11 protein-coding genes are annotated in these 14,294 nt (G+C 38.8%); 9 read left to right on the top strand and 2 right to left on the bottom strand.

Features of this window, described 5'->3' with window-relative positions; translation table 11 throughout:
• The first annotated feature begins 96 nt into the window (after positions 1–96).
• The 5 genes from LV83_RS17605 to LV83_RS17585 all read left to right on the top strand — a co-directional run bounded on the left by LV83_RS17605 (position 97) and on the right by LV83_RS17585 (position 5,321).
• A complete protein-coding gene (locus tag LV83_RS17605) occupies positions 97–1,263 on the top strand; it encodes a Gfo/Idh/MocA family protein (protein WP_111612878.1) in 1,167 nt (388 codons plus the stop codon).
• Positions 1,264–1,505: 242 nt separating this feature from the next.
• Entirely contained in the window at positions 1,506–2,885 is a 1,380-nt protein-coding gene (locus tag LV83_RS17600) for a hypothetical protein (protein ID WP_146613748.1), read from the top strand.
• A gap of 6 nt (positions 2,886–2,891) precedes the next feature.
• A complete protein-coding gene (locus LV83_RS17595; protein ID WP_111612876.1) occupies positions 2,892–3,527 on the top strand; it encodes a hypothetical protein in 636 nt (211 codons plus the stop codon).
• Positions 3,528–3,597: 70 nt separating this feature from the next.
• Positions 3,598–4,083: a hypothetical protein gene (locus tag LV83_RS17590; RefSeq protein ID WP_111612875.1), complete on the top strand. Its 486-nt coding sequence runs from the start codon at positions 3,598–3,600 to the stop codon at positions 4,081–4,083.
• Positions 4,084–4,295: 212 nt separating this feature from the next.
• Entirely contained in the window at positions 4,296–5,321 is a 1,026-nt protein-coding gene (locus LV83_RS17585) for a proline iminopeptidase-family hydrolase (RefSeq protein ID WP_111612874.1), read from the top strand.
• Positions 5,322–5,387: 66 nt separating this feature from the next.
• On the opposite strand, the gene LV83_RS17580 is transcribed toward LV83_RS17585, so the two are convergent.
• On the bottom strand, positions 5,388–6,293 hold the full coding sequence (locus tag LV83_RS17580) for a sugar phosphate isomerase/epimerase family protein (RefSeq protein WP_211320501.1): 906 nt from the start codon (positions 6,291–6,293) through the stop codon (positions 5,388–5,390).
• A 110-nt stretch (positions 6,294–6,403) separates the two neighbouring features.
• On the opposite strand from LV83_RS17580, the gene LV83_RS17575 reads away from it, so the two are divergent.
• From LV83_RS17575 to LV83_RS17560, 4 genes are read left to right on the top strand one after another with little or no spacing between them, the layout of a single operon-like run.
• Positions 6,404–7,126: a hypothetical protein gene (locus tag LV83_RS17575; protein ID WP_111612872.1), complete on the top strand. Its 723-nt coding sequence runs from the start codon at positions 6,404–6,406 to the stop codon at positions 7,124–7,126.
• Positions 7,123–9,858 carry a TonB-dependent receptor gene (locus tag LV83_RS17570; RefSeq protein WP_111612871.1) on the top strand — a complete coding sequence of 912 codons (2,736 nt, stop codon included), beginning with the start codon at positions 7,123–7,125 and terminating at the stop codon, positions 9,856–9,858. Before LV83_RS17575 ends, LV83_RS17570 begins: the two co-directional genes overlap by 4 nt.
• Positions 9,858–11,015: a DUF4249 domain-containing protein gene (locus LV83_RS17565; RefSeq protein ID WP_111612870.1), complete on the top strand. Its 1,158-nt coding sequence runs from the start codon at positions 9,858–9,860 to the stop codon at positions 11,013–11,015. Before LV83_RS17570 ends, LV83_RS17565 begins: the two co-directional genes overlap by 1 nt.
• Positions 11,016–11,073: 58 nt before the next feature.
• Entirely contained in the window at positions 11,074–12,633 is a 1,560-nt protein-coding gene (locus LV83_RS17560; RefSeq protein WP_111612869.1) for a hypothetical protein, read from the top strand.
• A 5-nt stretch (positions 12,634–12,638) separates the two neighbouring features.
• Here the strand turns inward: LV83_RS17560 and LV83_RS17555 are convergent, their stop codons facing one another.
• Positions 12,639–14,294, bottom strand: coding sequence for a mechanosensitive ion channel family protein (locus LV83_RS17555; protein ID WP_111612868.1), 1,656 nt, complete (start codon positions 14,292–14,294; stop codon positions 12,639–12,641).

Here is a 14,294-nt window from a genome sequence, read left to right as displayed (position 1 = left end):
TAAATCAAACCTTAGTCGATTCAACACTCTTCAACCTTCCTACTTTGCAACTTTCAACCCAATCTTCCAATCTTTCAATTTTAAAATTTTACAATAATGAAGAATAAGAAACATATAAGAATAGGACTCATCGGTACTGGACTAATGGGCCGAATCCACACAAACGGATACAAGAGAGTTCCTGACTTTTTTCCAGAATATGAATACGTTCCGGTTTTGCAGGCTTGCTGCTCACGAAGAGAGGAAAAAGCACAGGCTTTTGCAGATCAGTGGGGCTACAAATCTGTGGAAACCGACTGGAGAGAACTCTTAAAAAGAGATGATATCGATGCGGTGGACATTTGTACTCCAAATGATACACACGCTGAGATTGCAATTGCCGCGGCCGAAGCGGGTAAAATGATTCTATGCGAAAAACCCCTTGCAAGAACTGTTGCTGAGGCAAAAGGAATGGTGGAAGCTGTGGAGAAAGCGGGTGTGAAAAACACCGTTTGGTACAATTACAGAAGAGTTCCTGCGGTGACACTTGCTAAGAAAATCGTAGCCTCTGGCAAGCTAGGACAGATTTTCCATTACCGGGCAAACTTCCTGCAAGACTGGACTATTAGCCCAGATCTGCCGCAAGGTGGAGATGCACTTTGGAGATTGGATGCTGATGCTGCAGGTTCTGGTGTTACCGGTGATTTGCTTGCACATTGCATTGATACTGCGATGTGGCTGAATGGTGGGATTAAAGATGTTTCTGCCATGACAGAAACTTTCATCAAAGAGCGCGTTCATCAAAGTACTGGAGAAAAGAAGAAGGTAACTATTGATGATGCCTGTGTTTTCCATTGCCACTTTGATAATGGTTCTCTGGGTTTATTCGAGGCAACTCGTTACGCTAGAGGTCATAAAGCACTTTATACCTTTGAAATTAATGGTGAGCATGCTTCCATCCGCTGGGATTTGCATGATTTGACTCGCTTGGAGTATTTTGATCACAGTGACGAAGGAGAAGTTCGTGGCTGGAGATCAATTCACGTGACAGATGGAGATCATCCATATATGGATAGATGGTGGATTCCTGGCACTTCTATTGGCTATGAGCACTCATTTATTCACCAAGTGGCAGATTTCTTCCATAGTTTAGAAGCAGGCGAAGCTTGCCATCCTACGTTCAGAGATGCATTTGAAACGCAGAAAGTTTGCGAAGCAGTAATCAACTCTGCAAATGAGAGAGCTTGGAAGGATACTGGAGTGGATTGGATTGAAAAGGTCTGAAATATAAAGTCAGAAGTCTAAAAAATCCAGGTCGAGAGGCTTGGATTTTTTTATATCTGGGTTTTTCTCATTTATATTTAAAAACATGCTGTTAGTTTATTTTCTAAAGATTTCTTTAGTTTTTTCTTGCAAAATAGAAACCAAAATAAGTTCTTAGAGATATTAAATTTTTAATACTATGTTATATAAACCAAACCAAACCAAACCAAACCAAACCATTATTTAGGTTAGTTGGAATTTTGATGGCAGTCTTTATGGGGTTGCTTGCGTCTTCCTGTATTGAGCAGGAAATTGAGGATGTTTCTGAGCTTGAAAACTCAGATATAATAGCGGCTAAATCTTGGTATGAAGGCTTTGAAAATCAAATTCAAGATCACGAAAATGCAAGAAAGCTCAAAAATGGAAAAGGAAAGCCTGACTGGTCTAAATCCAAAGTGTACCATCAATCGGATGGAAAGAAGGTTATTGAGGTTCAATTTGATTTTGAGGAAATTGCCATTCCAAAGCATTTGAAAACAGCTAAGCTGGAAAAAACATCAATACTCCAAACCTTAATTCTCTTTCCAAAGCAAGATGGGAGTTATGTCCCTTATTTTTTGAATATTTATCCAGATAGCCCGGATAAGAAATTCAAATTGAAAGATTTTATGGAGGGTGGATATCAAAAAATTCTGACGGATTTCTCTGGGGTGTATCGTTTTTACAGATGGAATGGTGATTTCATCAGTGGCTGGAGGATTAAAGATGGGGTAAAAACCCATAGGATTAAGGATTTAAAAAACCAAGAAAAGAAGGGGTCAGGAACGTCTGCAAGAACCTCCAACTTTCAACTTTATTGTTACGTAGTTGAGACCACCTGGTTCCAATATACTTGTTTTGAGGGTATTGGGTGTACAACCCCGGAAGAAATTGGTACTACAACGAATGGAATGGAATGTGAATTGGTGATGGCTCCTCCTACTCCTGGTGATACTGGTGGGGGCGGAGGTGGTGGAGGTGATCCCACTCCAACTGATGAAGAGTGCGAAGTTCCTGAAGGAAATTTGGAAGGAGTGACAGTGGATTGCGAAGAGGAGGAAGAGGAAGGGCCTGGAGATAGACTTTGCATTAATTCATTTGGAAATATTTCCGGAGGTTCAGATAATTCATTTTGGGAAGGGAATTTGAATGGTGTAAAATTTGAAAATGGTCAATCTATTAATCAATTTGATTTTTATTTTGCATTAAGTAATGGAATTAGCGATTTTGCTATGAATTATGAACATTCGGGAACAATTATAAATACTGCAGGTAGTGGGTCTGCAATTGATTATTTGCTTCAATTTTTTCCTGATATAATTTTAAGTGGAGATCTTTATTCAAGATCAGAAAATGGAGGGACATACTGGTATTTTACAAAATATGGAGCTGAAAGAATTCTTCAATTTTCTGCTAATGCATCAGCTCTTGGTGTAATTCAAACAGTTCCTCAGCCTCATAACCCGCTAAACACTAATACTAAAGCGTATTTTGTGGAGTATTTTGATAAATTTCTCAAAGTTTTCGCGCCAGGTTCGACTACATCAAACTTTCCTAAAAGGAATGTCACGAATTGTAGTTCCATCTATAGTCCAAATTGTTAATTTGATATGAATTTCTACATCAAAGAGTTAGTAAACTATTCTTATCCAATGCATAGAGATGATCTTTATGCAAAAAACGACGAGGAATTTATCGAAATCAATCAAAGAGACCAATTCGATATCGAAAGGACACAGAGGAACTTTGAAAAGTTAGCAAATGAAAGAATTGAATTGGAAAAATCTTGGTGTTCTTTTGTTGCCTGCATTAAGGAAAATGACCAATTTAAAAGGGTGACGGATCGCTCTTCTGGAGCTCACTCCTATTCATTCAAGCTAGAAATTCTTCTTCAAAGAAATTTGGGAATTGGCCTCTGCATCAGTCAAATTGGGAAGTTGGTTGGTATATATTTTACCAGTCAAAAGCCACAAGCAATAATTCCTTTTAAAGAATTCACTGCTACGGTTGATGAATTTTCCAAGGAATCGATCAATCCCTTTATCAGTTATTACCCTTATTCTGAGGAACAAGTTTATTTTGCTAATATGTTGATTAAGTGCTGCGAAGGCTTCTTTCCTGAATTTCAATTGTTCAACAATCTATTTGCCTCAAACAAAATTGAAGACATAGTTATTAGAGGAAAAAATATTTATAAATCTGAACTCTTCCAGGTGTTATTTGCGGATAACTTGGTTATCATTTGATTGAAAATCTAATTAACTCCAAGTTCATAGGATTGGGGTATTAGTATTATAAAAAAGCTAAAAGAACTGCATGCGATCCGTTATAATAACCATATTAATTTTATTTCTATTTCCTGTCCAGAATTTTGGGCAGGAAATAGAAGAATATGCAATTCCTCAAGATTTCAAGAAGTTAATCATTCAAAATTTGATCTTGGAAATTAGGCCTAATGAACAATTTAAGAAAAAGTACAAGGGTTATTTTTTGGTTTTATCTATCTCTGATGATAAAAAAATTTCGACTGCGATAATTGAAAGTGATGAAAGATTTTCCATGCAAGAAATTGATGAAACTATTTCATCGAAGTTGAACGAAAAATTTCAAAATCTTGGAATTGAATTTCCTTCAGGTTGCCTATATGTATTTCCTGTTTTAGTGGTGACAAATTCATATTTTGAATTAGAGGATAATTTAGAAGAAGGAATTATGAGTGTTTATCCTAATATTAAATTCAAAGATTTCGATTGTATAATTTCTGATAAAGTTACTATCGTGAAATTGACTCAAAGGACATGACTTCAGCATACTTCAAATCTATTTATCAGTTATTTCCCATATTCTGAAATTCAAATTAAAGGATACAGACAATTAATCGACTTTAGTAAAGTATGATGCCCAATGTTCCTTAATTCAAGAAACTACCGCGTCCTTTAAAAAAATCAACCTCATTTCAAGTTGAATCTATGATTTCTTTCTGGTAGATTAACAACTCACAAAATGGCTTACTTATGAAAACGGGTTGGTTTCTACTTCTTTCTGCAGCAATTATCTTTTCTTCCTGTCAAGCATCCAATCAAACTGAGTCTATCGAGTCAGAATCAACTTTAGATGAGTTTGAGGAAAGTATCAAGATGATCCCAATACAAACTCCAAAGGGAGAATTCAATGTTTTTACCCAGCGAGTAGGGGACAATCCAGACATTAAAGTCTTGCTACTTCATGGTGGACCAGGGATGACTCATCAGCAATATTCGAATTTCATAGACTTTCTACCCCAAGAAGGAATCGAATTCATATGGTACGATCAGTTGGGATCGGCATTTTCAGATCAGCCGAGTGATTCCACACTTTGGACAATCGACCGTTTTGTGAATGAAGTGGAGCAAGTGCGAGTTGCACTGGGGCTTAACAAAGATAATTTCTATCTCTACGGACAATCCTGGGGCGGCATGCTGGGGATAGAATACGCACTTCAACATCAGGAAAATCTCAAGGGATTAATCATTTCCAATATGATGGCGAGCCTAGATGACTATGAAAAATATGCTAAGGAAGTTCTAGGTCCTCAAATGCCTCAAGAAGTATTTGCTGAGCTGATGGAAATAGAGAAGAACAATGACTTCGAAAATCCTCGCTACATGGAATTGCTGGGTGAGCATCATTATCCCTATCATGTACTTCGCAAGCCTGCTGATCAATGGCCAGCAGAAATAAACAAGATGATGGGAGAGATGAACCCAGAAGTCTATGTCTATATGCAGGGGTATAGCGAATTTGGGATTACGCCAGGGGCTTCGCTGGAAGGATGGGACAGAAAGGCAGATTTAAAGCAAATTACCGTGCCTACTTTAGTCATAGCGGGCACTCATGACACCATGGATCCAGCTCATTTGGAGTGGATGTCAGAGGAGTTGCCGAATGGGCAATTTTTACTTTGTCCAAATGGTAGCCACCTCAGTCAGTACGACGATCCGGAGCATTTCTTTCCAGGTCTGATATCTTTTTTGAAAGAGGTAGATAAAAAGGAAGATTAAGAAAACGAAAAACCCTTTCAAATTGAATTTGAAAGGGTTTTTCGTTTGTATTCGATTTCGTTAGACTTAAAAAAACTGCTTCATTTTCTTCAAACCGGTATTGGCGACTTCCTGAGCATCCTGCGCCCAATAAGTTTCATTGAAAAGCTCAAGTGATAGGAATTTATCGCCACCCATTGCCTTTAAAGTAGCAGCTATTTCTTTCATCGGGCCTATGCCATCACCTGGATAAACCCGATCACTGTCCTTTTGGTCTAGCCTCGGTTTGGAAGTAAAGTCATTCATATGAAATACCTCGATGGCATTTCCATTGAGAAGTTTCAATCCTTCGAATCCAGATCCTCCTCTGAATAAGTGATATACATCAGGCAAGAGACGGGCATCGGGATCATTTGCTGCTGCTGCTGTGGCCAAAGCCTGACCCAACTGATGAAAGGGTTCGAAAGCTCCCCAAAACTCCAATTGAGGCATTACGCCGGTTTTTCGGCCTAGTTCCAATAGTCTAGCATATTGCTCACCCGCAGCCAGCAAGTCAACAGGATTGGTTGCTCCTATCGCTGGGGCAGCTATTCTTTTACATCCGATTTCCGCCAGCATTCCCATTTCCTTTTCCATCTGCTCAAAGCCTGCTTTGCTCTTGGCCACATCCTGAGCCATCCAGGGGGCAAAGCCAATAGCGTTTACAGGGATCAGCTTTGCATCCGAGAAAAGTTTCTTTAGGGAGGCCAAAGATTTTCCTGTCGCTAGATATGCTTCCAATTCTGAGATCCATAGTTCTATTCCATCATAACCTGCCTTGGCGGCAACTTCGATCATTTGATGTAAGTCCAGTTTTTGGCCACGTAAGGTGCTTGTGTTTAGAGAAAATTGTATCGTTGATTCCTTTTTCTTCGTAGGGGTAGCAAACGCTGAGGCGACAGGCAAAACTGTCGCACCAAGTGCCATAGATTTAAGTAGGTTTCTTCTTTCCATTATTGGTTTATTGAAAGTTGAGGGGGTTAATCCATTTAAGTACTATTTTTACCGTTCAGATGATTCCTTGAAAAAGAGAGGATATTCTACTCTAGTATAGCGCCGAACATATGCTAAAAATAAACTTTTTCACACCTTTTCTTTTGTTTTTTCTGATTGCTGCCAACTCGTTTGGGCAGTCTCAGACCTATTTGTCTTTATACAAAGATCAGCTTCCCTATTTTCAGGAGCTTATCACGGGAGGCCAATATCAAGAATCGCCAAGAAACTATGAAGGCGACCCGTATTATTTGGACAGGACTTTTGGAGAAGGCACACTGTCCATCAATAAAATTAAGTACACAGAGGTCCCATTGATATATGATGAAAACGCTGATGAAGTAATTACTTTTCATCCAATTCACCGTCAAAAGATTTTAATAAACGCTGAAAAGGTGGAAGAATTTCAACTTAAAGATGGGAGCGTTTTTAGGAAGTATGTAGGGAATGAAACCTATCTGCACGATAAGAATGGGTTCTATAGGGTGGAGAGTGATGGCAAGATCAAAGTATTGAAAAAATATTATAAGACTAAAGATCCAATAAAGGAGGTAGGCAAATTCACTCACAAATTCGAAGAGTTCTCAGACTTTTTCTATTGGTATGGAGGTGAATTTGTTCTTGTTAGGCGGAAAAAACAAGCCATTAAAAGTCTGGGGCTCAATAAGAAGGATGTGAGAAAATATTTCAAAGGCAAGTCTCTTTTTTTCTCAGGGGATAAAGAAAGGTATATCCTTGAATTAGCCAAGCTAAGAGAAGACAGTTCAAACACATTTAATGGCTTTGCTGAATGAAAAAAATTCTACTGCTGATTTTAGTTGTTTTCTTTTTTGCTGAGTTAAAGGCCCAGACATACAATCCTAAGTTTACAGGAATGTATTTAGGTATGCCATTTGAAAGATTTGTTGAAAGAATAGAGACAGAATCTACTTACAAGTTTTTCTTCAAAAAGGAAGATGTAGAGAATCTTCAAGTCAATTTGCAGGCAAATGATTCTGATGTCAAGATGATTTTGAATCAAGTATTTGCGGAGACCGGCTTGACCTATTCAATTGATATGTCGAATAGAATTTGGATCTCTAAAGGGCAGAAAATTCAGATTGATTTTCCAAAAGATTATTTTTTAGTTCAGGAGCGGCAAGATAATCTTGCAAATCCCGGAGATTCTTTAGGTGCATTTGATAAGAACAAGCGATTTGTGATAGGGAAGTCAGCCGATAATCCACAGTCAAAAACAGCAATATTAAGTGGTGTGGTGACCAGCATAGAGTCTGGCAAGCCAATGAATGGGGCGATTGTTTTAGAGAAAGTTGATTACAATCAAGTGTCAACAGATCAGAATGGAAAGTATCAGCTGACCCTTCCAAAGGGAAGACACACCATCTGGGTGCAAAATATTGGAGGCTTCCAAGAGCAGCGCCAAATTGATTTAAAAGGTGATGGAGTATTCAATATGAGTATTGAGGAGACCATACTTTCCCTTGATGAAGTAGTAGTAAGTTCTGGTGCGCTTTCGAACGTGAATAAGCTAGATATGGGCGTTCAGGCTATCAGTATTGCAGAGGTAAAAAGACTTCCTGCGGTGTTGGGTGAGGTAGATGTGCTCAAAGGGATTTTGATAATGCCGGGAGTGAATACAGTTGGTGAAGCTACTTCTGGGTTTAATGTTCGCGGTGGCGCAGCAGATCAAAACTTAATTCTATATGGTAACTCCACCATTTTCAACCCGACTCATGCTTTCGGATTTTTCTCAGCATTCAATGCAGACCTCGTAAACGGAGTAGAACTCTATAAGGGATCTATTCCTGTCAACTATGGAGGACGACTTTCTTCTGTATTGCAGGTAGATCCAAAATTTGGAAGAAAAGACAAAATAGGCGGATCTGGTGGTATAGGTATCCTTACGAGTAGATTGAGTCTGGATGGTCCGATCGGAGAGAAGACGACTTTTATGATTGGAGGAAGGACTACTTACTCGGATTGGGCCCTGAATTTATTGGATGAGGAAGCTGATTTGAATGATAGTAAAATCACCTTCTATGACATCAATGCAAATATTCAGCATACCATTAATGAGCAGAATACTTTAGAGTTGACCGCTTATTTGAGTCAAGATGATTTTCGATTTGACCCAGATACTACCTATTCTTACCAAAATGTAAATCTTGCCTTAGGTTGGAAGCACTTTTTCAATGACGCATTGGAAGGAAGGTTTACTGTTGGAAGCGATAGTTATGAATTTGGAATAATAGGAGTAGAAAACCCATTGAATTCCTTCGATTTTGGATTCAATGTTAATCAACTCTTTTTGAAAGCAGATTTTGAATACCGAAAGAGCGAAAAGCATATCTTCAATTTTGGTGTGCATGGCATTCAGTACAAGCTGAATCCTGGCAGAAATAGTCCATTTGGCACAGAGTCAATCGTTCTTGAAAAAGAGCTGGATGAGGAAAATGCCCGAGAGGTTTCCGTGTTTTTCGGAGATGAATTTATAGTTTCAGAAAAGCTATCAGTGAGTTACGGAGGTCGGTATATGTTCTATCAATTGCTTGGGCCAATGACCGTTAACCAATATGTGGAAGGTGCTCCAATTACCGACAGCAATGTGATAGGAGAGGTGACATTTGGTGATGGTGAAAATGTCAAGACCTATCACGGACCTGAATTTAGAGTTTCCGCGAGGTACACCTTGGATAACAGGTCTTCTGTCAAAGCTGGATTTAACACCATGCGGCAGAATATACATTTGTTGTCAAACACTTCCTCGATAGCGCCAACGGATTCCTGGAAGTTGAGCGATACGTATATCCGCCCCCAAACTGGAGGGCAAGCTTCTGTGGGTTATTATAGAAATCTTGCGCAAAATAAGCTGGAGTTTTCTACAGAAGTTTATTATCGTTATATGGCAAACTTGCTGGATTATCGTTCTGGAGCTAATATTATTCTCAATGAAAATATAGAACAGGATGTACTAAACTCTGATGGGAAGGCTTATGGCGTGGAGCTTTTACTTAGAAAAAGTACTGGCTTACTACAGGGGTCTATTGCTTATACTTATTCTCGTTCGTTGATGAGAACTTCAGATGACCCAAGTATTGAGAAAATTAACAATGGTGACTTTTACTCCAGTAATTTTGATCAACCGCATCACTTGGTCGTTACTGCCAATTATGAATTGAGCAAGCGGGTTAATACTTCCTTAAATGTTAATTACAGCACAGGTCGTCCGATCACATTACCGATTTCCAAGTTTGAATATGCAGGTTCTGAGCGCGTGTATTTCTCAGATCGAAATGCATACAGAATACCAGATTATTTCAGAGTGGATTTTTCAATCAATCTAGAGGGAAGTCACAAGATTAAAAAATTGGCACATTCCTCCTGGTCACTTGGAGTTTATAATTTGTTAGGTAGAAGCAATCCATACTCTGTTTATTACACTCCTGTAGAAGGTCAGTTGAGAGGTTATCAATTGTCAATTTTTGCTCAGCCTATTCCGTTTATTACTTACAATTTCCGTTTCTGATGAATAGACTCGTGCTTCTAATATTTTCCTGTATACTACTCCTTAGTGGATGCAGAGAGCCATTCAATCCAGAAATTGAACCTGCAGATCTGTCTGTTTTGGTAGTGGAGGGATATTTGGATACAGAGGGATTACCGAGCAAGTTGAAGCTAAGTTATACCCAGAATATTCAGACTACTGATTCTTTTGTACCTAGCTATCCATCTGCTCAAGTTTTTCTGAGATCAGAGTCTGGAGAGCAATATCCACTGACGGATTTAGGTTCTGGAGAATTTGAGTTTGCGAATGATATTCCAGAGAATCAGGATTACAGACTTTACATCTCTACCAATGATGGAAGAAGTTATACTTCTGATTTGCTTCGCCCTATTCTTACGCCTGAGATCATTGATGTTGGTTTTGTGCAAAATGAGCTGGGAGTTGAGGTTTATTTGACAACAAAAGGAGATGAAAACGCCGATGATTTCTTGTGGACATTTGAGGAGACCTATGCTTTTCGCCCTAAGTTCCCATCCTATTATAAATTTGATCCTGAGACAGCAGATATAGTTTTTAGGGGTCAAGATGAAAGAACAGATTTGTGCTATCGAGGTTCAGTGAGCTCTGATTTAATATTGGAAACCTCTTCAAGATTTGAAGACCAATTCGTTTTCAGACAGTCAATTACCCAAATTCTGGAGAATGACGAGCGGCTAGGATTAAAATATAGCATTTTGATTTCCCAGAAAGCACTGGATAAAAAAGCATCTGAATTCTGGGAGATTCTTCGAAAAAACTCTGATGATATAGGATCGATTTTTAGCCCGTTACCCTCAAATATTGGTGGTAACATCAACAATGATCAAAACCCGGATGCACCGGTGGTAGGATTTGTAAGCTTGGGTACGATTAGACAAAAGAGATTGTTTATCTCTGTGCAAGAAGTAGCACCTTGGATTGTATTTGAGCCCGCTTATGGAGGATGTTTTGTTGAACCTGATACCATACCCAAAACTGAGTATGCTCAATCATTTGCAAGCGGCAGCTTTGTTCCTGTATTTCCAATTTTTTCTGAGTTTAATGAATTGGAGCCAATTGGGTATCAAGGATCGCCTAGACCATGTTCTGATTGTACGCTTAGAGGAACAAATGTAAAACCTGATTTCTGGCAGGATTAATATGAACTTATCACATAAATGCCTCGCCATATTAATTTGTTCTCTGGGTTTCATCACAATGACCTTAGGACAGACTATTGAAAATGAAACAGTCTATTTTACCATTCCAAAAACAATCTATTTTGGAGGAGAAAGAGTTTGGATACATAGTAAATCTCTAAATGGAGACATTCCTACCGAATCAAAGATCATTTACGCAGAGTTGCTGAATCGTTATAATGAGTCAGTTGCGATTGCTAAGATGCCTTTAGAGGATGGTCAGAGTTTTAATTTTCTTCAGATTCCGCCAAATCTTCCATCTGATAATTATCTTCTTCGGGTATTTACCAGAATAAGTCCATACCAAAATTTAGAGGAAGGATTAGTTCAACAGTTCGTCACAGTATTTAATAAAACAGTTCCTCCTACAGTAGTTGCTGAGCGAAAGCTGGTTACAATAAATCAAGAGTCAAGTGAGATCGTGTTATCCCGACAAATCAATGAAGCTGGGAGCACCTTAAAAATTGAATTGCCTACCGGTGTTGAACTATCCAATTTGAGCATAGCCTCATTGAATCCTTTCTTAGCTGATCAAGGGATGATTTCTTCTACGTCTGCCTATGAGTCTATAGATGAGCATAATTTGATTCCAGAGCTTTTTGGGCATGTCATCGAAGCCAAACTTGATGAAGCTGCAGTAGACACCACCAAATTGTATTACATGTCTTTGCATGGAGAAAAGTCAGCGCTTTTTACAGATCGTCCCGATGCAAATGGAAGCATGTACTTCGATGCAGGAGGGATGAGGAACTGGAAGTATTTGGTTGCCCAAGCTGATGAAAATGGATCTTTATTGGATTTTGGAGTAGTTTCTCCAGCTCCAGCGACTCATTTTAAAAAGGATTTTATTTTTCCTCAACTTGAAATAAGTCCAGAAGATCAGCTTTATCTTCAGGAATTGTTGAAAGGCGGGCAGATAGAAGGCTACTTCGTCAATGAGTATGATGCAACACAAATGCCAGTAGTGACAGGGTTTTTGGAAGACCGAACCTACCTGCTTGATGATTATACCAGATTTGAAACTGTTGGTACGGTGATTAAGGAGTATGTCCCTGAGATTTCCCAAAAGAATATTCAGAAAAAGAAAGAATTTCGAATTTTGGACAACGTCATGAATACAGTGTTTGACTCCAATCCACTTATGCTTGTGGACGCATTGGTTGTTTTTAATTCAGATGAGCTGGCAGCATTCGATCCTACTAATTTCAAAAAGTTAGATGTGTTGACACGGACTTTTTTCTTAAATGAAGAGAAATTTCCAGGGGTAATGAGTTTCAGTTCTTATGAGAATGATTTTGGAGGATTTCCTATCCCTTCGAATTCCATCTATCTCGATTATGAAGGTATTCAGCCTAAAGTAAAATCTACCGAATCGCTTTTTTCAGCTCCAATGGACGATCAAAGAATTATGGATTGGCGAACTGTTATTTACTGGTCTGCTGTCCCAGATTCAGCGCCTGTGAGTAACTCAATGGAAATAAAGCTCCCTGATCTTAAAGGTAAATATCAGATCACACTGAAAACTAAAACTCCCCAAGGAGAAGCAAGAAATTACACACGAACCTTTGAAGTGAAATAGATTACTTAATCGTTTTTTCGCTTAAGTTCTGACTGAAGGAAGTCATTCAACTTTGCTTCATATCCACCGCTATATTCAGGGACAAGCGTCTTTTTTTCAGGAAAAGATTCCATGTGCAATGTCTGAGTAGGGAATGCAAATCGCACCCCGATTGAATTGGCAAGCTTCACAATCTTTACCAAAATCTCATGTCTGCATCTCAGTTCTTCACCCCAAGTAGGCACTTCGAAGAAAATGTAAAACATGATGTCCTGACTATAAGATGATAGATTGTTGAAATACACATGAAACATATCCTTTCGCGTATCTGGGTGAGCCAATACAATTTCCCGAAGACCCTTTACAAATTCATCGATCAAAGCAGGAGGTGTATCATAAGTGACTGTTAGTGTGGTGTAAAACCTTCTGTATTGTCTCAAACCATGATTGTCTAGCACTGCATCCGCTATTTTTCCATTAGGCACATACATGAGAGAATTTCTAAAAGTCCTGATTCGGGTAGATCGAAACCCTACTTCTTCCACAGTTCCATCGATATCACCCGAAGTGATCCAGTCTCCCACTTGGAAGGGTTTGTCAATGAAAATCATCACCGATCCAAAAAAGTTTTTAATGGTGTCCTGAGCAGCTAAAGCAATAGCTACACCACCTATAGAAAGACCAGTTAGGAATGGGATAATGTCGAGGTTCAGTCCATCTCTAAGGATGAACAGTGTACCAACGATGATGACGAAAGCTTTGAGGGTTTTTCGCATCAAAGGCACTAACTGATCATCTAAAGTAGACTCTGTCTTAGTTGCTAGCTTGGTAAAATAAGCCGCTACCACATCTGCCAATTTGTAAAAAATGATAGTGATCAGAAAAGGCTTCAGTGTTCTAAACACAATCACTATCCAAGACCAAATCTCGATTGGCAATTGCAGCACTCGGATGAAAAGTGAAAGTAAGACCACAATTAGATAGAAGCTTATCACTCGAGCGACGGGCAAAATATAATCTTCACCCACCTTGCCGTAGCCATACCTTTTAAATAGGTAAAGTATCAATTTGTCAACTACCAAAGTGAACACCCAATGTGCAAGAAAAACCAATAAGAGTAGGATGAATAAGCCTACCAATTGCCATAAATGGAGACCTAGATATTGCTCATTGCCGATTTTAGGTAGGATATTAAGAAGCTTTGCGGTACCGAAAGGATAAGTCTCGGAGTGCAGTTTGTCTATTTGAGTGACACTAAAAGCTGAATATTTCCAACTTTCACCGGTTTTTTTTAGAAATATTCCCGGCAGTTTTTTCTTATCGAAATAATAGATGTTTTCATCCTGTGCGGATGTGCTATCTGAATAGTTTTGCTCGTTTGGAATATCGTTAGTTCGAATTAGTATTCCTTTACCCTCAAATATCTGCTTCAGTTTTACAGCAAGACGCTCTCCATTTTTTGATTCAACATCTGAGAGGTCCAGTGTTTTCGCTGCATTTTCTGGCTTATAATTTCCTTCTTCCAGATTATAAAAAAATGAGAGTGTCGTATGATACGGTGAATTCAGATTTACTGAATTTGCAGCTTCATAAATATCCTGATTATCTAAAACCAGCTGCGCAAAAGAGTTAGTACTAACCCAAATGAGTAGGAGTATGGATAGGAAATACTTTTTCGGCAT

The organism is Algoriphagus yeomjeoni, assembly GCF_003259505.1.
GTDB classification, from domain to species: domain Bacteria; phylum Bacteroidota; class Bacteroidia; order Cytophagales; family Cyclobacteriaceae; genus Algoriphagus; species Algoriphagus yeomjeoni.
The sequence above is the reverse complement of the archived record's forward strand: the minus strand, read 5'-3'. Positions and strand labels throughout refer to the sequence as shown.